Source organism: Bifidobacterium sp. W8114, from assembly GCF_016101165.1.
In the GTDB taxonomy this organism is placed as follows: Bacteria; Actinomycetota; Actinomycetes; order Actinomycetales; family Bifidobacteriaceae; genus Bombiscardovia; species Bombiscardovia asteroides.
This window is the reverse complement of sequence record NZ_JACFRA010000003.1, coordinates 120,077-140,675: the sequence shown is the minus strand read 5'-3', so window position 1 is coordinate 140,675 and position 20,599 is coordinate 120,077. Positions and strand designations below refer to the sequence as shown.

Annotated in this window: 16 protein-coding genes; 12 read left to right on the top strand and 4 right to left on the bottom strand. The window is 56.7% G+C overall.

Annotated elements, in window-relative coordinates:
* Positions 1 to 38: 38 nt before the first annotated feature.
* Positions 39 to 476, top strand: a complete 438-nt coding sequence (locus H3T89_RS05215) for a MarR family winged helix-turn-helix transcriptional regulator (protein WP_198216424.1) — start codon at positions 39 to 41, stop codon at positions 474 to 476.
* The gene (locus H3T89_RS05210; protein WP_198216423.1) at positions 473 to 2,746 is read left to right on the top strand and encodes an ATP-binding cassette domain-containing protein; all 2,274 of its coding nucleotides are present in this window, start codon (positions 473 to 475) and stop codon (positions 2,744 to 2,746) included. Before H3T89_RS05215 ends, H3T89_RS05210 begins: the two co-directional genes overlap by 4 nt.
* Positions 2,747 to 2,772: 26 nt before the next feature.
* Here H3T89_RS05210 and H3T89_RS05205 read toward each other — a convergent pair whose 3' ends face one another.
* Positions 2,773 to 3,543 (bottom strand): GNAT family N-acetyltransferase, encoded by a 771-nt coding sequence (locus tag H3T89_RS05205; protein ID WP_232347128.1) that lies wholly within the window; start codon positions 3,541 to 3,543, stop codon positions 2,773 to 2,775.
* Positions 3,544 to 3,895: 352 nt separating this feature from the next.
* Here H3T89_RS05205 and H3T89_RS05200 point away from each other — a divergent pair, with 352 nt between their 5' ends.
* Positions 3,896 to 4,516 carry an isochorismatase family protein gene (locus H3T89_RS05200; RefSeq protein ID WP_198216422.1) on the top strand — a complete coding sequence of 207 codons (621 nt, stop codon included), beginning with the start codon at positions 3,896 to 3,898 and terminating at the stop codon, positions 4,514 to 4,516.
* 17 nt (positions 4,517 to 4,533) lie between these two features.
* Here H3T89_RS05200 and H3T89_RS05195 read toward each other — a convergent pair whose 3' ends face one another.
* The gene (locus tag H3T89_RS05195; RefSeq protein WP_198216421.1) at positions 4,534 to 5,280 is read right to left on the bottom strand and encodes an SDR family oxidoreductase; all 747 of its coding nucleotides are present in this window, start codon (positions 5,278 to 5,280) and stop codon (positions 4,534 to 4,536) included.
* A 217-nt stretch (positions 5,281 to 5,497) separates the two neighbouring features.
* On the opposite strand from H3T89_RS05195, the gene H3T89_RS05190 reads away from it, so the two are divergent.
* Complete coding sequence (locus H3T89_RS05190) at positions 5,498 to 6,421, top strand: glycosyltransferase (RefSeq protein WP_198216420.1); 924 nt, start codon at positions 5,498 to 5,500, stop codon at positions 6,419 to 6,421.
* Positions 6,422 to 6,424: 3 nt separating this feature from the next.
* Positions 6,425 to 8,476, top strand: a complete 2,052-nt coding sequence (locus tag H3T89_RS05185) for a DUF6541 family protein (RefSeq protein ID WP_198216419.1) — start codon at positions 6,425 to 6,427, stop codon at positions 8,474 to 8,476.
* On the opposite strand, the gene H3T89_RS05180 is transcribed toward H3T89_RS05185, so the two are convergent.
* Positions 8,449 to 9,444 (bottom strand): glycosyltransferase, encoded by a 996-nt coding sequence (locus tag H3T89_RS05180; RefSeq protein WP_198216418.1) that lies wholly within the window; start codon positions 9,442 to 9,444, stop codon positions 8,449 to 8,451. The genes H3T89_RS05185 and H3T89_RS05180 overlap by 28 nt on opposite strands.
* Positions 9,445 to 9,597: 153 nt before the next feature.
* Between H3T89_RS05180 and H3T89_RS05175 the strand changes: the two genes are divergently transcribed.
* From H3T89_RS05175 to H3T89_RS05155, 4 genes are all read left to right on the top strand, one after another.
* Complete coding sequence (locus H3T89_RS05175) at positions 9,598 to 10,920, top strand: MFS transporter (protein WP_198216417.1); 1,323 nt, start codon at positions 9,598 to 9,600, stop codon at positions 10,918 to 10,920.
* A gap of 423 nt (positions 10,921 to 11,343) precedes the next feature.
* Positions 11,344 to 12,084, top strand: coding sequence for an SDR family oxidoreductase (locus H3T89_RS05165; RefSeq protein WP_198216416.1), 741 nt, complete (start codon positions 11,344 to 11,346; stop codon positions 12,082 to 12,084).
* A gap of 112 nt (positions 12,085 to 12,196) precedes the next feature.
* Positions 12,197 to 12,565 carry a TIGR02328 family protein gene (locus tag H3T89_RS05160; protein ID WP_198216415.1) on the top strand — a complete coding sequence of 123 codons (369 nt, stop codon included), beginning with the start codon at positions 12,197 to 12,199 and terminating at the stop codon, positions 12,563 to 12,565.
* A gap of 88 nt (positions 12,566 to 12,653) precedes the next feature.
* Positions 12,654 to 13,358 carry a hypothetical protein gene (locus H3T89_RS05155; protein WP_146210901.1) on the top strand — a complete coding sequence of 235 codons (705 nt, stop codon included), beginning with the start codon at positions 12,654 to 12,656 and terminating at the stop codon, positions 13,356 to 13,358.
* Here the strand turns inward: H3T89_RS05155 and H3T89_RS05150 are convergent.
* On the bottom strand, positions 13,345 to 14,595 hold the full coding sequence (locus H3T89_RS05150) for an MFS transporter (RefSeq protein WP_198216414.1): 1,251 nt from the start codon (positions 14,593 to 14,595) through the stop codon (positions 13,345 to 13,347). The genes H3T89_RS05155 and H3T89_RS05150 overlap by 14 nt on opposite strands.
* 204 nt (positions 14,596 to 14,799) lie before the next feature.
* Here H3T89_RS05150 and H3T89_RS05145 point away from each other — a divergent pair, with 204 nt between their 5' ends.
* The 3 genes from H3T89_RS05145 (at position 14,800) to H3T89_RS05135 (ending at position 20,567) form a co-directional block, all read left to right on the top strand.
* A complete protein-coding gene (locus H3T89_RS05145) occupies positions 14,800 to 14,985 on the top strand; it encodes a hypothetical protein (protein WP_198216413.1) in 186 nt (61 codons plus the stop codon).
* Positions 14,986 to 15,126: 141 nt separating this feature from the next.
* Positions 15,127 to 19,914, top strand: coding sequence for a Spy0128 family protein (locus H3T89_RS05140; protein WP_198216412.1), 4,788 nt, complete (start codon positions 15,127 to 15,129; stop codon positions 19,912 to 19,914).
* 236 nt (positions 19,915 to 20,150) lie between these two features.
* Positions 20,151 to 20,567, top strand: a complete 417-nt coding sequence (locus H3T89_RS05135; protein WP_015021278.1) for a hypothetical protein — start codon at positions 20,151 to 20,153, stop codon at positions 20,565 to 20,567.
* The last annotated feature ends 32 nt before the right edge of the window (positions 20,568 to 20,599 follow it).

Sequence of the window (20,599 nt, the reverse complement as noted above, 5' to 3'; positions counted from 1 at the left end):
GGGAGATAGATAGTTTCCAACATGATATAGTTTCTATAATGAAATCAAATAAGCCGTCCTCCCTCTACGATGCGCTCATGTATCTGCAGTGCGAATTCGTAGCAGAACGCAACAGGGTCAACCCGGGAAACATAACCTGGCAACAGTTCGACATCCTCACCGTTCTGCGCACCGGAGCGTCCATGCCCTCACAGATCGGCCAAAGGCTCGGCATGAGCCGATCCAAGGTCTCCAAGAACCTGAGCACGCTGCGCGACCTCGGATATATCAAACAAACGCCCGATACTCATGACCGGCGCGAGCTGGAAACCAGCCTGACCCCGGATGGCCGGGACATGCTCGGCATCATCGATCAACAGCACAAGACGCTCGAGGAGGATGCCCGACAGGTCTGGTCCGAAGACGAGCAGAAAGAGTTCACAGCTCTTGCCAACAGGCTCATCACCAAGCTGCGCAAGGAGCGAGTCGCCCAATGAGGACCGAGTGCATTCTTATTGATCGAGCTTCCACGCACAACCTCAAGCAGATTTCGTTGTCCATACCCAAACGGGCCATCACTGTGGTCACCGGCCTGTCGGGTTCGGGAAAGTCGTCTCTCGTGTTTTCCACTCTGGCTGCCGAATCACAGCGCATGATCAACCGCAGCTATAGCACCTACATTCAGCAACTCCTGCCCAAGTATGAACCTGCGGAAGTTGCGCGTATCGACAACCTGCCCTTCTCCATTGCCGTAACCCAAAAGCAGCTATCGGGCAACGCCCGATCAACCGTGGGCACCTACACCGATATCTACACCGCTCTGCGCCTGCTGTTCTCCCGTATGGCCCAGCCCTTCATCGGGTACTCCATGACGTATTCTTTCAACAATCCTGCGGGAATGTGCCCGACCTGCCAGGGGCTGGGAACTGTGCGCAGTCTGGTGCTTGATCGCCTGCTCAATATGGATCTTTCGCTGAACCAGGGAGCCATCAACTTTCCCACCTTCCAGCCGGGCGGTTGGAGACTGACCAGGTATACGGATTCAGGCTACTTTGACAACGATCTGCCCCTACAGGAGTGGGACAGAGATGACCTCGACTTCCTGCTCTATGGCAAGAGGCAAAAACCGGCACACCCTGGCCCCAACTGGCACAAGACAGCCATGTATGAGGGATTGGTGCCCAGGATCACCAGGACCTTCATCAACCAGAGCAACGACAAGTACCAGCATGAGCTGGAGGAGGTTACGCGAATCACCCAGTGTCCCGACTGCCAGGGGGCCAGGGTCAACGCCAAGGTGCGCTCAGCCAGAATCGACGGACTGAACATAGCTGACTACTCCGCCATGAGCGTGGCAGACCTGCAGGAATGGCTCGGGAAGATTCATGACGATCAAGCTGAAACCATTCTGCAGGACCTAATGCGCAAGATAGCCAACCTGATAACGGTTGGTCTGGGCTACCTGAGCCTACAGCGTGGCACCTCTACGCTTTCCGGAGGAGAGGGGCAACGTCTGAAAATCGCCAACTGCCTGAACAGCCCCTTGAATGACGTTCTCTACATCTTCGACGAACCAAGCATTGGACTGCACCCACGTGACCTGACTGGTATCAAGAAAATCTTTGAGGGCTTGCGAGACAAGGGCAATACGGTGGTGATCGTGGATCATGACCCCGAGCTCATCGCCATTGCGGACCATATCGTCGACATGGGGCCAGGGGCAGGCAGTGAAGGCGGGCGGATCATCTTTGAGGGGAACTATCAGTCTCTACTGAGAAGCGGCACAGCGACTGGCAGAACCCTGTCAGATCCAGGCGTGGTAAACGAACCATCGGCGCCTTCGCATGGCTTCTATGCAATAGACAAGGTCACTGCCCACAACGTCAGAGAAGCCCACGCCAAGATACCCAGGCAAATGCTGACTGTGGTGACCGGAGTGGCCGGCTCAGGTAAGAGCACGCTGATCAGGGAAGGCTTCATGGCTCAGCATGATGCCATACTCCTGGACCAGAAGCCGATCAAGGCCAGCGGACGCTCCAACCTGTTGACTTACTTGGGTGTCTTCGACCCGCTTCGCAAGGCCTTTGCCAAGGCCACGGGCAAGTCCGCTTCGCTCTTCTCGTTCAACGCCGCCGGAGCCTGTCCGGTCTGCAAGGGCAAGGGGGTTGTCACCCTGGATATTGCCTACTTGGGCGACACCAGCACTGTCTGCGAAAGCTGCCGCGGAACCAGGTATTCAACACAGGCTCTGTCTGCCAGATATCGCGGCCTCAGCATCGCTCAGGCGCTGAAATTGACTGCCAGCGAGGCCGTGAATCGATATCGTGAGGTGCTGGGCCCAGCCATGATAGCCCTGGAAGATGTCGGGCTGTCTTATCTATCCCTTGGGCAGGCTCTCGATACACTCTCGGGCGGTGAGTTGCAACGTCTCAAGCTGGCCAAGCTGCTCAAAGACGGAATTCATGAGACCCTGATTTTGGATGAGCCTACCAGCGGCCTGCATGAATCCAACATCCTGCAGCAGATTGCCCTCTTGCGCAAACTCATCACCAATAAAAATCTGACTGTTGTCGCCATAGAGCATAACCTGCGCTTCATCGGTCAGGCCGACTGGGTGATCGATATGGGCCCAGGAGCCGGAAGCGCGGGTGGCAAGGTCTTGTTTGAAGGAACTCCGCTTGCACTGATGTGCCGCAATGACACTCCTACGGCCCAAGCCATGAATACCTATTTCGGCTTTATCAAGGAAGCCGCGGTGCAACCATAGGCTGCTGCATTCAGATCAGCAAGAGTTCAGCAATCTTGCAGACGGCGCTTCTGCCTGCCATCCTGGTCGAAATTGTCATCGTCCAGCCAGGTCTCCAAACGCTCTTTTACGGCCGGCCATTCACTATCCAATATGGAAAACCAATCCGTATCCCGAGTGCGGCCCTTGTAGACCATATCGTTTCTGAACCGGCCTTCAGCCTTGAATCCCAGCCTCAGCGCAGCCGCCCGGGAGGGCGCATTGAGGCTGTCGCACTTCCACTCATATCGGCGATAGCCCAAGTCCTCGAAGACATGCCGAGCCATCAGATACTGGGCCTCGGTAGCCTGCCTGCTTCTTTGCAACTCTCGGGTATAGATAACGTGTCCCATCTCGACGCTTCCCATATCCGCCCGAATCCGCATCAAAGCATACATGCCCAACAGATCCGACGAATCATGAAGCTTCACCGGCTCCTGTAAATCCGAATTCTTCCCACGCGCAGGCTGGCCAACACAAAGATCGGATGCGGACGGCTTACGCAGAATAGCAAAGAAGAGTGGATCCCGGCTTGCCGTCATGGAAGCAAAACCCAAGTCGAACGAGGCCCTATCAAGATAGAGGTCATGGCTACTGTAGGTCATGATGGACTCGTCGCAATCCGGGCCAAAAATCCGCTCGTAGAAGGCATCGCCTTGGTTCGCATCCAAGGGCGTCACCAGAACCGTCCTGCCTATCAACTTGGCAGGCTCCGGCATCATAGCCCCCGCGAACGAGACCACATCACCGATGGGCTGTTCGAACTCATTGATTCTCATATCCGCATCTCCTCCTCTGGGATGATGCTTGGCTCTGCCTTCGTTGTAAAGAGACAGGACAAAAGAATCACCTGTCATAACTGCACATAATCCTTGCACTCAGGATACCAAGCAAACACCCTGGAAATCCGCATAGGTACAACCACAAACGGCCACATTCAATCCTCTTTGCTGCCTTCCTGGTCATCCTGAGCACACGATGCAGATTCTCAGGCATATTTATCCACATGGGCAGAAGCCGAAGAACTGACGGCTCCGCGAGAATTAGACTGATGCATAAGAGGAATGCTCGCCGAGCTTCAACCGGTATTCCCCCTGCCTACCGTCAGCATCGACCAAGGGAGTGATCATCATGTCCAAGGCTTTGATTGTCGTGGATGTTCAACCGACCTTCTGCGAAGGAGGTGAGCTGGGAGTTGAGGGAGGCAATGCCACAGCCAGCAAAATCGCTGACTATGTCCACGACCATGCCGGGGACTACGCCTACATGGCCACCACCCAGGATTGGCACATCGAACCTGGATCTCATTGGTCCGACCATCCTGATTTTGTGGACACCTGGCCCAAGCACGGCGTGGCTGGCTCACCTGGTGCGGAGCTTCATCCCAGGATTCGGGAGCTGGACATCGTCCACCACTTCAAAAAGGGCCAGTATTCAGCCGCTTACTCCGGATTTGAGGGCATCGAGGACAACACCGATCGGATCCAGAGCAGGGAGGGGTTCGCTGCGGCCAAATCATCAGGCGTCACCCTGGCCGACGCCCTGGCGCAAGCTGGCGTCGACCAGGTGGACGTAGTCGGCATCGCCGAATCCCACTGCGTCAAGGAGACGGCCTTGGATGCTGCAAAAATTGGCTACCAGGTCACGGTCTTCGAGGATCTGACCGTCCCTGTCAGTGAGGATCAGGGCGTCGAGGCTCGAAAGGCCATGGCCCAAGCAGGCATTCATCTTCTTTCCTCCAAGGGCGACTAAGGCAGTGGCAGAGGAATTCACCAGGGCTGAATGGTAGGGCCTACGGTGAATTCCGATACATTGGTATCCTCAGGCTGATCGATGGCAAAGGCCACCACCTGGGCCACCCGTTCGGGATCGATCTGGTAGCTGTCGTAGGTCTTATTCATATCGGCCAGGGTCTGTTTGTCCGTGATGGTGTCCAGCAACTCGGTTCGAATGGCCGCCGGGTAAATGGTAGAGGTGCGAATATGGGTCCCCTCTTGGGCGGACTCCATCCTGAGCACCTCCATCAGGTCCCGCAGACCCCACTTGGTTGCCCCATAGACCGCTCCACCCGGATAGGCTTTGAGTCCAGCCACCGAAGAGGTGGCGATGAACTGTCCGTGTCGCTGCCCGGTGAACTCCGGAAGGGCCGCAGCAATGCCGTATAGTGCGCCTTTCAGGTTGACATCAATGGTTCGATCCCACTCGTCCACATGCAGAGCCGACAGAGGCGAGTTAGGCATGAGGCCAGCGTTGAGGAATACCACGTCCACACCGCCGAACTGCTTCTTGGCGAAAGCCACGAAGTCCTCATTGGCCTGTCGATTCGTCACATCCAAAGCCATGGAGACTGCCTGGCCACCCGCCTGGACGATGTCGTTGACGATTGTATCCAGCCGATCCTTGCGGCGAGCGCCCAGCACCAACCTGGCCCCTCGCTGCGCCAAGAGCCTCGCCGTGGCCTCCCCGATGCCGGACGAAGCTCCAGTGACCAACACTGTCTTATCTGCAACTGTCATAGTCCCGCCTTTCCTTGATGTTCAGTCTTCCTGATGCTACAACCTCGAGTCGCTGGAGGTGCAAGTCTTCACTACAAACAGACCCACATCCACAACCATGATCAAATACGAGATAGGGGCTGAGCCTTTTGACAAGGAAAGATCAGTCCGGACCACGCCAGCATGGGCACATGTAGAATCGACGCAGTAATCCATGAAGAAAGGCGGCCGCACTGCCATGAGCGCAAGGAACCAGAGTCGCACTCCGTTTTCCCTCCTGATGGCGGTCTATGCCGGGGACACGCCCTCCTTCGTTGCCCGTGCATTGAAATCCGACACCATTGAACAAACCCTCATGCCCAATCAGGTCGTCATTGTGCGCGACGGTCCATTGAGCAGAGAACTGGCTCAGCTGATTGATCAATATCCGGCTCAGCTGAAGGCACAGTTGCTCCATGCCAATAGAGCCGAGGAAATGCCCGAGTTCACGATCGTGCGGCTGCCGACCAACAAAGGCCTTGCCCACGCACTGAATTTCGGGTTGAAGGCCTGTAAGTACGAACTGGTGGCCCGGGCGGACAGCGACGACATCTCCCGGCCATCAAGATTCAGCGTTCTCATCCCCCTGCTGGCCTCATCGGGTCTAGACGCCTTGGGTAGCGCCATCCAGGAGTTTTCAAACGACGAGCACACCCCCGGCCGGATCCGCTATCTGCCGAGCGGAGGATCCGAACTTCGAACATACGCCACCCTGCATTCCCCACTGCATCACCCCAGTGTGGCCTTTCGCAAGACCAGCGTGTGCAGGGTTGGCGGTTATCCGGAGGGATCCGGGCGCTTTGAGGATTACCGTCTTTGGGAAACCATGCTGGTCGCCGGCGAGCATATCGGAAACATCAAGAAACCCCTGGTCCTCTATCGATCCGATACGGCTATGTATCACCGCAGAGGCGGCATGCGCATGTTTCGTGACGAGCTGCGTCTACAAAAGGATTTTCTGCATGACGGCTTCATCAGCCCTATACAATATGTCAGAAACATCCTCATCCGCGCCTGCTACCGTCTGCTGCCCGACCAAGTCCGCAGCTGTCTGTACGCCATCATGACCACCCTGCTCAACCGGTTCCATGGGAAGTCGGTGAATGACAGCCGAAAGAAGTGACTCATGCAATCAACCCTGATGACCTGGCAACAATCCTGGCCACTGTTGCTGTTCATCATCGCAGCCCTGTATCTGCCTGGCTGCCTGCTGGTGACAGCACTGGGCAGCCGCAAACCCATCTTCGTGACGGCACTTGGCCCTGTGGTCTCCATCGCACTCGCGGGCATCGATGGCGTGCTCTTCCAGCTCTTCGGCATATCCTGGAACTGGCGATCCTACGGGCTTTCGGCCATGGTACTCATTGCCATCGTTCTTCTAGCGCGTAAGCTCTTCAATCATTTTCGTAATCCTGATGGAGCTGGCCGAGAATCCTCGACACTGGCAGGTAATGACGAAAAAACCAAACCTCGATTGAAGCCCTTCCTTACCGCAGTCATCGGCACAACAATAGCCGCCTGCAACATCGGCATCAGGCTGATGCATGCCGCGCCTTCACCGGATCAGGTCACGCAAAATTACGACTCGGTCTTCCACTACAACATTGTGGCACGAATTGTGCTCACCGGTCAGGCTTCATCCTTGCACGCTCTTCCGCCCATCAGGGAAATATACCCCATCGCTTTTCAGGAATTCGCTGCCATGGGAGCAATGGCCTATAGGCCCGCCACAGCAGTCAGCGCAGTCACCTGCACCTGGCTGGTCTTTGCCGCTCTGATCTGGCCGGTCTCCATGCTCTTTCTGGTCAGAACCCTGCTGGGTAGACATGCCTGGAGCGATCTGCTCACACCGGTACTCGCCTCATGCTGCGCGGGCTTCCCCTTCCTCCTGCTGGATTGGGGCACCTTATATTCCATGTTCGCCGGCCAGGTCATACTGCCCGTCTTCGTCGCGCTTACCTGGTCCTGGTGTATAGACGGGTGGCGGGAAAGCCGCCAATCCGTAGTCGGCCTTGTCTGGATTCTCCTCAGCGTCGTCGCCGTTTCCTTCTGCCATTTCAGAGTCATGATGACCAGTGCTCTTCTTGTGCTGCCAGTGATTCTGTCTTGGCTGATCAGGGCAGGGAGGCAGCTGGCCCAAACCAACAAGCATCGTTTCCATGTGGCCGCCGGTGTATTGACTGCAGGCTTCCTGGTCCTGCTGGCTATAGGCCTGAAGATCTTCCATAATCTGTACCTGCATGGTCCTGCCCGGAAAATATCGGATCATCTCAACGGCGGCCCGGCACAGCCTACGGAAGACCTGCCATCCGCCATAGTGCGCTTCCTGTTGGGACAGCCCATCGATTCAGGCAACCGTCGGCTACCGGTATACTGGCCCCTGGCTCTGGCCCTGCTCCTGGCCCTGATTGTGCTTTGTCTGCACCACAGCAGAAAGGACATGCTCCTAGTGTCATCCTTCCTGCTGCTGGGCCTGGTCTTCGTCGCCTGCGCGGGCACCCATGCCGATTGGGCCAAGATCCTTACAGCCTTGTGGTACAAGGATCAACGCCGCCTCTTCTCCGCCTGGCCTGTAGTAGCCATACCCATCATGGGCATGGCCTTGGAACATGGCATCGAGGCCTTGAAAAGGTATACGCCGCAGGCCGAGAAGATGATATCGATGCCAATTATGATGTTGGCAGCCACGGTAGCCGTGCTGATTTGCACCGTGAATCCGCAGTTGGACTCCATGGAGAAGACTTTAGGCTCAACATATACTTTCGCAGCCAACAATGCCGATGCTCCGATGCTGTCAACTGACGAATTCCTGCTGATGAAGAGAATGGGCCGCCATGTATCAGATCGCGAGCAAGTCCTGTCCGATCCATGGAATGGCAGCGGATACATGCTGGCTATTGGCGGCACCACACCCTTCTACGCCCACTTGTACATGAATTGGGACCATGACCATGCCTACCTGGCCACAAACTTCGAACACATAGACTCAGACCCGCAGGTGTGCAGGATCCTGACCGCTCATCACATTGACTGGTATGCGGATATGGGCGGACCATACGTTGCCAACGATCCCCAGCATCAGATCTTCAATGGACTCCAACCCGTTCCGCAAGCCCTTCAACTGGTTGACAGCCAAGGCCGGGCGAAGCTCTACCGGATCACCGCCTGCCGTCCCTGATCGGCACGGTCGATCAGCGCCTGAACCTCGGGTTCCCGGGCAAACAGATCATGGTTGCTGCTAGGGCGTGTAGCCAGGCCGGCTTTAAATCCACGAGACAAGCAATGCAAGATCTGCCGCCGATCATGCGCCCTGACAAAGGTAAGAAGCCACCGTCTGCCAGTTGCAACGAGCAGTGCCAGAAATTCAATCGTTGTGAAATTGCCCCTGCTGAATCGGAACATCCATATCTTGTTGCGCACCTCATAGAAGAAGCGAGAACCCGGGTCGGCATCGCTGGAGCCGAAGACCTTGGTTTTATGCCATACCCGACTGGCAGGAACGTAATAGCCGATACCCGTTTTCAGCAGTCTGGAAGTATATTCGAAGTCATCATTCCAAAGGAAGAAGGCGGCACGCGGCAGAGTTCCTGCAGCTTGGATGGCCCTGACATTCACCAGGCAAGAGACGAAAGACAAGGAGCGCACCTGGTAGGCATGAGCGCTGACCCGCAACTGTGGCCTGCCGTTCCTGATCGGCAGACGTCGACGGGGCTTGTTCATCCCATGCACCCGGCCGTCGACCCAGACAGCCTCAGAGCCCAAAAGGGCCGGCCAAGAGCCATTGTCGGTATGAGCTTCGGAAGCAGCATCCAGCAAACCAGACAGAGCATCAGGCTGCGGCACCACATCGTCATCCATCAGCCACAGGTAAGCTTCACACCGGGGAGGAATATTCGCCAGGGCCGCTGCCATGCCAGCTACGAATCCCCCCGCACCGCCCATATTGTGATGCAAACGGACCAAGTCAGGTTTCGAGGGGTGCGACAAAACCACATCCACCGGTCCGTCCTCGCTGGCATTGTCTACGACAAGGACTTGATCAGGCTTGCGGGACTGACTGCTTATGCCATCCAGGCACTCCTTAAGGAGTTTGGAGCGGTTGTAGGAGACAACAACAGCGACGACAAAAAACCTCATAGTCTGCATTGTAACGATAGGTGAGGGTCAAATATTGAACTACAATCAGTTCTTAAATTCCCCATAGTGGACATTCAAAGCAGACAAACCGCAGAACAATGGGAGCATACAAACCAAGCAGCAGTTGGCCAGTCCCGATTCCGCGAGAGGAAGGTCGCAGTCATGTCGACCACACCGACACAGCCATCATCACGAAAACAGGCTGTTTACCCGTACTTGATCGTGCTGTCGGGCATCGTCTTCACGGCCATCCCGGTATCGCTGGTCTGCAGTTGCGCAGGTATCTTCTTCACGCCTGTCAGCAGCTACTTCCATGTTCCCAAGGCCGCATTCACCGGATATTTCAGCATATTCAGCATCACCATGGTCGCCTTCCTGCCGGTGGCCGGATGGCTGATGCACCGCTACGATCTGCGCATCGTACTGACGGCAAGCACCGTCCTGGCTGGACTGGGCTGCCTGGGTATGTCCCGATCATCCGCCATGTGGCAGTTCTATCTATGCGGAGTGGTTCTGGGAATCGGCATGCCGGCCATCCTCTATCTGTCAGTGCCAACACTCATCAACGCCTGGTTCCGCAAGCGGGTCGGGTTCTTCATCGGCCTGTGCATGGCCTTCACCGGCATAGGCGGCGTGATCTTCAACCAGATAGGCACCATGATCATCAGATCCGCCCCTGATGGATGGAGGCGGGGATATCTGGTTTTCGCTATTCTCATCCTGGTGGTCACTCTGCCCTTCACCATTTTCGTCATTCGCGGCACACCCGAACAGATGGGTCTGCATCCCTACGGCGCCGACCAGGAGCCTGATGCAGCTGAGACGGCCACCAATAGTGCAGGCACCGGGAGCAAAGACCAAAAGAGTCCTGAGCCTGCAGCGTCAACCGTAGGCATGACCGCCTCCCAGGCCTTGCGCTCCCCTGCCTTCTGGGCGCTGGCGCTCTTCTGCGGTCTGATCACCATGAATCAGACCATTTACCAGTTCCTACCCTCCTACGCGGCATCCCTGCCATCCATGGCAGCCTACACGGGACTGATCGCCTCCTCCTGCATGGCCGGCCAGGCCATCGGCAAGATCATCCTGGGCATGGTCAACGACGGCAGCATCGTAGGCGGTCTCTGTCTGGGCATCGGCGGCGGCATTCTCGGCGTCTGCCTCATGGTCGCCTTCCCCGGATTGCCCGTGCTCCTCCTGCTGGGAGCCTTTGCCTTCGGCCTTGTCTACGCCTGCACTACTGTGCAGACACCGATCCTGGTTACAGCGGTCTTCGGCTCGCGCGACTACACCAACATCTATGCACGCATCCAGATGGTTGGGTCCCTAGCCTCGGCCTTCGCAGCTCTCTTCTGGGGCGCCATCGCTGACCAGCCCCACGGCTACATCATCATGTTCGGTCTGAGCATCCTGATCATGGTTGTGGCCTTGTTCCTGGGCATTATCCCCCTGAAAGGTACGCGCAAGTCGACCGATCAGATCGCCTGACCTGGCCCTGCAACTGACGGCCTTCACAACCATTCCGCTTTCCGTCATGCGTCGATAGGAGGCGGCAAACCGTCGCTACTACTATCTTGGTCATGTCAGCGCGATGGGGCCATCGCGAGCCGCGGAGAAACCAGGGCCGGACGGCAAGGGCCGAGTACCTGTCACCATCACCAACCTCGGTCTTGACCGACCTGTGGATCATGAACTCTACCGTCATCTGCTCGACGTCTAAGCGCAACACAGTCAGCAGAACAGGCACGCTGCTTCAGCGGGGAATATATTGTGACCCCCGCGGAACCGTCGGCACCTCATGGACAACTTCGAAACGTTGGTGGGACCAGGGTCATCCATACGCGGTCATCAGCGTGGGCATGCCATCCCATAGGATGGAATACGACAGCACATCTCTATAAAGGAGTGGATATGACTGATCGACTACAAGGTAAGGTAGCCATCATCACCGGAGGAACCGGCGGCATGGGCGTGGGCATAGCCGAATGCTTCGTCCGCGAGGGAGCCAAGGTGGCCCTTACCGACATCAAGGAGAGCGATGCTTCACGCAGCTTCATGCAGGAGCACCCCGGGCAGGTCGTTTTCCACACCTTGGACGTGACGGACGAGGACCAATGGGTCTCCACCATCGACACCGTTGAAAAGGAGCTGGGCCCACTGACCACCGTGGTCAACAATGCCGGCATAGGCGGCAGCGGGGCCACCATGGACCAGGAGAGCTACGAGGACTGGAAAAAGGTCATCGCCATCAATCTCAACGGAACCTTCCTGGGCACCAAGCATGGCATGAGGGTGATGAAGGGCCGCGGCGGCTCCGTTATCAACATCTCCTCCATCGAGGGCTTCGTAGGCCTGAGCGGAGCCGGAGCTTATAACGCCAGCAAGGGCGGTACCAGGCTACTGACCAAGTCCGCCGCCCTGGATTCCGCCAACAACAATTACGGTGTTCGCATCAACTCGGTCCATCCCGGATTCATCAAGACCCCTCTGATCAGCCAGAGCCTTGAGGACAGGATGAGCAAGTTGACGCCTCTGGGCCATATCGGAGAGCCCCAGGACATCGGAGAAATCTGCGTCTATCTGGCCAGCGACGAATCCAAGTTCGCGCTGGGTGCCGAATTTGTTGTGGACGGTGGATTCATCGCCCAGTAAGGAATTCCAGTAAGGAATTGCCGGAACCCCTCCCTCTGCCAGTCCGCTTACAGTGATGCAAGCGGCTAGGCTGAAGGAGGGGTTCATCTATGACCCCAACGAGGGGGTCGTCATGCGATTGTGGCATCAGGATCTGATCCCGTTGCTTCCCAGACAGCAGCTGCTGGGCCAGCATCGGGAGATCACTGCACTGCGGGGCCTGGGGTGGGGTCGACGGCATGCCACCGTTGACTACGTCTTCAACCACTGCCCATACAAGCTCTTTCAATTTCATCTTCTGGTCATGGCAACGATGCGCGAGCGCGGCTATCATCCTGATCCCGCCTGGTATGATCCGCTCTACCGCGGCAGACACTGCCCTCCCTATGAGGATCTGGCTGTAGAGCCGTTGACGGACCCCATCTACCCCGAGCACGATGCATCCTATCTGCAGGAGTGCTTGGAGAATCTCGCAGGGAAAGGCATCCACCTGACCATCTGATGGTCACCTCTAGAAGATACAGGATCACTTATGGCAAAGATGTACGATCATGCTTGGGACTATGTTGCAGATATTCAGGGGAGTGTCCATGCCCATTATCGACATTATCAATCTCATCATTAACTCCACTACAGCCATAGCCACAGTTGTGGCTATTCCTGCGACCATCGTGTACTCCGCCCGGCAGACGAGAAGAACATTCGCCAAGGACGATGAACGTCGCAGCTATGACCTTTACCAGACCATGCTCAAACAGGCCTCCCGCGTTGATGTCTGGGAGTCCAAGACATCTTGGAAAGATAAACAGAAAGAAGGGAGCGACGAGCACCTGATCATCACCAACCACAGCGAGGGCACCATACGCCAGGTTTCGATCCTGGTTCACTGGGATTTGCTGAAGAATTCCCATTTACGGCCCATCAAACTTAAAAACAATACGATCAACTATTACAGGGTCCCTGGATTCGGCCATCATCACGCCTGGCGGACATTGCCAACAGCGGATTGGATAATCTCGATGGATCCAGATTCACGATTTACCTGGAGCCTGCCTACCATCTGCCCTGGGAACATCTTTGAATCCCCCCGCTTTTTAGACAAAAACGATCCTCAGGACCGGTGCCGACTGAATGCAGTAGCCATAAAATTCACTGACGTGTACGGCAATATTTGGGAACGGTTGTTTGAATCCGAGTATCTGCCCAAAGACCATGCTGCCGGTCTCCATCTCTTGTATTCGCCCGACGACCGGTTGGCGGAGTTTTGCAAACCGAAGGGCGTCATTCCCGAGTGAGCCTGGACACCGTGGGCACCAAGAGGGTAACCGCCGCCAGCAAGAACGCCAAGGGCAGCAGAGCAGGCCTGACACCGGTATGGTCGGCCAAAAATCCGATAGCCGGAGGAATGATCCATGAGACCCCGTAGTAGGCAGTGGAGATTACCGAAGCACGCTGGGCCGCCACGGCTGGATCCCTGGTTGCCAAAGTGGTGACAATGGGCACGCCCAGAGCGGCTCCGACACCCCAGATCCCAGTGCCCACAAGACTAAACACAAAAGAGGGCGAAAGAGCATAGACCAGGATGCCCAGAGCCGAGACCAGGAGGGTCAGGACCAACGAGCGCATATTCCCCAGTCGTTCAATCAGATGCGTACCCAGCAACCTTGAGACAATCATGGTTGCAGCGAAGATCGTGGGAGCAAGACCGGCTTGAGACTCAGGGACACCGAAGGCATCGACCAGGCCGATTCCGCTCCAGTCATTGACGGCACCCTCACTGGCCTCCAAGGCCACGTTGATCAGGGCAAGCATGAGAACCAGTGCATCGCCCCAAGCAGCCAACTGCTTGCCCAAGGAGGATGATTGCTCCGACCCCGCCTGCTGATCCGAACGTTCGTCGTCAGCGCCGCCCCTGTAATCCCCTAGAGGCTGAGCCGGGCAGAGCAGGACGCAGGCGACCACCAGAGCCAGGCTGATCAAAGCATTGACAGCCAGGTGCACGCCTATGGCCACACCCCGATGAGACAGGAGCGAGCCCAGCCCCAGGGCAAGAAACATGCCCAGGCTGTACGAAGCATGGAAGCGCGGCATTATAGACCGAGAGGAGAAGCGCTCCACTGCCCCGGCCTCGACCGTGTTGACCGTTCCCCAGAGGCTAATCCCAGCCGAGTTAAAGAGCAACCCCAAAACCACCCCAGGCACTGATCGCAGAGTGACAGCCAAGGCCGCGATTACCATGCCCAGGCACCAGGTGGAGGCCGCCAGCAGCATGGCCCGCCGCACGCCCAGCCGATCAGTCAACACTCCTGAGACCAGCATGCCGACCAGAGCGCCGCAGCCGCCCAGGATGGTCATCAGAGCCAGGCCCGAAGGCTGCAGACCGAGGCTGGCCTTGACTGTTGGCAGTCGAGAAATCCAGGCCGAAGTACCGATGCCCATGATGATGAAGAACCCGTAGACAGCCAACCGCTCCCGCATTCCGTGGCCTGGAAAATCGGCAGGCGAGAGCTCATGATGATCCCGTTCACTCATGCAGACCTCCCTGTTATGTCCATAGTTGGCCCTTTTCTCCGGAGGCGCATATTAATAGCGGAATTATAACCAATGACTTTGTATACTGTTCTATAAAACTAGTATCGAATGACTCGAGAACCATCGTAGACAGTCGACCGGATGACCTGAAGGGGATGCCCGGACCGACGCCCTAGGCGGTCGTCGGCGCTCAAAAGGAGAAACGTGGCAAAGGGTAATTTGAGCGGAAAAGTCCTGGCCGGCCTGTTGGCTATGGCCATGTTGATACCCACCATGGCCATAGCCGATGGTGGACAGACAGCTGATGCCCAGACCACCACCTCCACATCAACATCTGCAACGACACATGCACAACAGGCGACTGGGACAAACCAGGTGTCATCCACGTAGACCAAAACCTCGACTCCACAGTTAGACACTGCCACGTCCGGGGCAGCGCAAACCATTCAGAAGTCGAAGTCGACCCCCTCGAACCAGGCCGCGCCCATACAACCCAGCAGAAGGCCGACCTCCAAATCGGCAATCAAGGAGATGCTGGACACCGACGACGCCGTAGTCACCACACTGTCCCAGGCATCCCGCTCCACCGGCACGGCTCCTTTCGACAACGACAACAGCCCCGGCGACGACCACGATGCAGACAATGACATAGTGCGCACTTTCGATAAGGTGTCCTACACCTACTCTTTTGCCGTAAATACCCGCAGTGAGACAACCAGTTATCGCCGAGGCCGAATAGGATTCCAATTCAAACTGAGCCAGCCTGAGGACCAGGTCACCTTTGATGTGGATTCCATGGGCTGGGTGGACAATACGCAGGGATACCTGCCAAGGCAAACTACAGAGACCATCGACGGTCATCCGACACAGGTGCTTACCGTTTACAGGCTACTCACCGCCCCACAGAATTTGCCTACCGTTATTCCGGGATCCTCCAGCGTCACTCTGGTCCTCCGGGTCCGAAGCATGCCCAATGGCAGCAAATTCGCCCCAGAGGTCCAAGCCTGGGGCGCTCCGGATGCCACCACCAAGACCGATCCTGCTTCGGCCACGTCCGAGCCTGTCACCGTATCGGCCAAGCTCAATCTGAACCTGCGAATCACTGGCGGAACCAATGAAGGCTCCGGCAACCAAACCTTCGACTTCAACACCCCAGCCGCCAGCAATTACCCCAACCATGAGCTGGGTAAACGCAAGGGGATCATCAGCAAGTTCGACTGGGCCGTTGACATGCATTGGCCCGATCGGACCAAGGGCCTCAAGGGTCTGGAGGTTCCCACTGGCCCCATTACCTTTTCCCTGTCACTGAGCAATTTGTGGCAGACCGCTGGAGGAGATGCCTATCCGAAGATAGAGGATCTGCAACCCTACTTCTGGGACATCGGCACCATCGACGGCGACTTCAACAACAGCGGGCGCAACACCGGCGATCAGGGCTGGAGACCCACTCTCAGCAACTATGGCTATGCCCGATCCACGGGTGGCACGGCTGGGAAGGACCGAGTCCAAGGCAATGGTCATTACACCGTGGCTGAACAGCGCAACAGCCAGGGCCTCAGGCTGGACCTGACTTTGAAGGACTATGAAACCAACGACCCCTTCCCCTATCTGGGACACACCTACGCACTAGACGCCAAGTGCACGACTGCCCTGGCCTCGACTGACTGCACGCGACAGGAAGTGGCCGAAATCTCCACTGGTTACCTATATGTCTTCAACCCCTCCACTGTCGGCGACAAGGACGTGGCCAACTACTATGGACAGACCGGTCTCAGCTTGCATAGCAAGGTCGACGACGGCAACCTGGGTGCGAAATCGCTATCAAACCAGTCTTTACCCTCTGCCACCGGCCCCACGGACACGTCAAACCAACCCGACCAGTCCGATGACATGTGGCACAACGTCATCTTCGCGCTAGGCTCCAGCACATCAAAGGCAGGCATCAGCAACATCATTCAGTACAGTTGCATGACGGCTCCTAACTATTTTGATGACGGGGTGGACTGCGGGTGGTGGAATGCTCCTGACAACCTACGGGGGACCGACTCAGCAGTCGCAGGGACCAAAGTGCGGGTAACGGCCGGTTTTAACTTCAAAACCAGCAAGGCCGATCTGCCTCTGCTGGGAATGTCCTTGGTCAAGATCGACCCAAAGGTCGTGAGACTACCGGACCCCGCAGGTCTGGATATTCCCTGGATCAATGGCATCTGGCAGAACGGCAAATACGATAAATACGAGTCAACGAGCGATCAAAACCCGTCACAGGAACTGGTCATGTACGCCACCAAACCCGACGGAAAGGACTGGAAAAACGACACTGAGCAAGCCAATGCCGACATAGAGGATCTGAACTTTTATAGCACGCAGAAGGATGCAAAGGAGCATGGCACGGTTGTAGGCATGCTGCTGGGCGGGCACACCGCCGCGCCCTCCAAGTTTGCCGAAGAGAATTCCCGATTCGGCTTCGGCGGATTTGTGATCAATGTCCTCCCCGACGCCAAAGTAGGTTCTGTAGCCCAGCTGACATCAGTTTCGCGCACCTTCACCCGCAGCCAATTAGCAGCTATGGCCGGGCTGAGCCCCGAGAACTCCAGCGATCAGGAATGGGAGGACTGGGCCAAGCAACAGAACCCCTACGAGCTGGCCAAAATCAAATCTCCCGTCTTAGCTACATCCGCCGGAGGCTATACCAAGGCCAGCTATGACCAAATAAACGGTTACCTGGGCGGAGACACCGGCGGCAATGAGCACGGGGACAGCCTCTATGTAGCCGGCGAAACCAACACCATCTCCAACGCCGTAGCACAAACAAGCACCAATTCCAAACCCAAAGAATACTTTGACATAGACAGCGATCAACGGTTCGTTGACTGGCGGCTAACCATCAACACCGGCACTTCAGCTTCGCAAGCCAACAAGGGCGCCAAAACCGAACTCTACATCACCGACAAACTACCGGCAAAGCTCCACTACATCCCCGGCAGCGCCCGATTGGGCGGCACATATACGGAAGCCACGCCTGAGATGGGCCACATAGAGGGCGGAACCGCCTGTGAGCCATCAGTGAGCACGGACCCCGTAACCGGAATCACCACTCTGTCCTGGACACTGACCAACATCCCTGTGGACGGCAACAACCGCGTCATTCATTTCTCCACCTCCCTGGGCGACCTGACTGACCCCAGCAAAGACATCGGCTCCAACGAAGATCTGACGACCTCTGCCACAGTTCAGTCAAAACAGAATATGTCCCAGCCCAACACATACTTGAAGACTGCCGATTCCTTCACCATCCACGCCTGGCGAACCAACACAACCAGCCTTTCCACCTCGGCCGTACAGGACACTAATGAAGTCGGTGCACCAATCGGCTTCACCAACATGCTGAGCAGCACCTCGGGCAGTGGCAAGCAGCATCACTATGCCATCGACATCATGCCGTACAAACAGACAAGTGGCAAACCCGACTTCCACGGGGAACCTACTTTTGCCGATATGAACGTAAAAGCTTCGGCGGGGGCTAGTCTGAGCGGAATCACCATCCGCTACACCACAGATTCTCGATGGCGGGTGAATGACACGAGTTCCATACAATCCCAGGATTACCTCTCTTGGGACGAGGCTGACTTCAACACAACAAGTGGCGAAGTGAAAATGCCTGAAAACGTGGTCGCCTGGGCCTTCATCATCGATGGGCAGCCCAACCAATTCCGCTATGACATTACTTTCCATATAAATCCCGGAAACAACTCCTCCGGCGACCTCTATCGGAATCGCTGGGGCAATGCACTGAACCAAATGCCTGCCCAGGCCATGGTTGTTCAACGTTCCATCAGTGGCATCGTATGGTACGACGTCAATGGGGACGGCACCCGCTCTTCGGACGATATTCTGCTTAAAGATGTCAAAGTGACCCTGCTCGACGATACTGACGACAAGCCCGCCAAGTCGGTCGTCACCCCACATGATGATCTGAGCACAAAATCTGACTCCCAGGGCAAGTACGAACTGACCAATATACCGGCAGGGAAATTCCACCTGCGCTTCGACCCCGCTCCGAACACGAACTGGACCCACCTGACTACAACAATCCAAAAGGCCGGCGGAGCCAGCCCGAGCGAAAACTCCTCAGCCAGCGACATACTGGAGGGCGGAACCATGAAAGGTGCCGTCATCAACGATATTGAGTTCCAGAATGCCGAGGATATGGTGGACACGGCCAGCCAATCCTTGGATTTCAACAACTGCGGCCTGACAGGAACAATGGGCACCAATGAAGTGTCTGCCGGAGTCAAAGTACAGATCCAAGGCAGGAACTGGCTTAACTCAGACTCCTTCACACTGGCTGTCGACCCCCTGCGTGGCGCACCGTCCGCAGCGTTGCCCGGCCAAATCACCATAGACGCCGACAACCAAAATACCCAGGTGCCTGTCAACGTGTCTGCTCTGCCCGACGATGGCAGCTACGAGTATCGTATACACCAGGAAACCGGCTCCATTCCTGGTCTGACGTATGATCAGAGCACTGCAACCCTGACCATCACTTTGACAACCGATGCAGCTCAGTTACACCGTGCCGCCAAGACGCAGTGGACTGACAGCGAGGGCAGCAAGATAGACACGGCGGTCTTCACCAACACCTACCGGGCCAAGCCGGCCACGGTCAGGCTCACCGCCTTCAATCACCTGGAAGGCCGGGGCCTGAAGGCCGGGGAGTTCTCCTTCCGCCTGTGGGACAAGGACAAGGGGAAGCTGGACGAGGCATCCAACGACGCCCAGGGGAAGATCGCCTTCAAGCCCCTGATCCTGGATAGGGCCGGCGAGTACACGTACTCCGTGAACGAGGTCCAGGGCAGCCTGCCCGGCATCGCCTACGACACGAACGAAGCCAAGATCACCGTCCACGTCACCGACGACCAGCAAGGCCAGCTCCAAGCCGCCATCGACGGCAACAACCCCACCTTCACCAACACCTACCGGGCCCGGCCTGATAAGCCTGATAAGCCAGATAACCCCGACGACCCTGGCAACTCCGGAGAACATAACAAGCTGAATCAACCGGTAGAACCGAGCAAGCCGGGCGAATCTAATAATGCGCCCAACAAAACAGATCAAACTAGTTCCAATAGCCAAAAACCGGCACCAGAAAACCAGTCTTCTAGTGACCAAGCGAAATCTTCTACGAATTCCCAGGCCCTAGCCGCCTCCGGCGCAGACATAGTCATGCCTGTAGCACTGACTGTCGGCACTGCCGTACTAGGCCTGGCACTGATGTGCCTGTTGGGGCATCGCAGGGATCAGGATACTGACCTGGGCTGATCGTTCCCTGCATGAGAACACAGCTGGGCCTCTTCTTCACTGACGACAGGCGCCTATGGCGAACCTCACGGTTCCCTGCCCCTATCTGCAGACGAAATTTGGTATTCTTGCAAGTGGAAGGAATCTTGCATCCAGAGGTCACCGTCGACGATGGACGGTCACCTGAACGGTCATGGCCCTGCACGGTCATGACGTCGATTGTCACACGTGCAGGCCGTCACACAGAAAGGTCAGTCATGGTAGACGATACAGTCATTGTTGTTGATACTTCCATGTTCGGAAAAGATGCCGCCGCGAAGACCGCCAAGGCCAACGAGGTCGCCCGCAAGTATGGTATCAGCGACGAGGCCCTCAAGAAGGTCGAGGATTACAAGAATCAGTTGAGCTACCACCAGGCATGGGACCTGCCTTTCCTGGGCTACGTGGACGAGGACGGCTATGGATATGCCTACGTACCCAACAAGGCTGTCGCAGCTGATGGCTGGGATGCGCATAAGGCCTTCCTGGACCTGCCTGATGATGCCCAGACAGCCTTCGCCATCCGCATGCTCTTCACCCATCGCGACGTCGACCGCCACGGTGCGGAGATGTTCCTTCACCACGGCCGCGGGCTGACAGTCCGCTTCCAGGAGCCCACCTCAGCCAGCTACTGAGCTCGAGCTACCTAACTAACTCGACCCCCGGT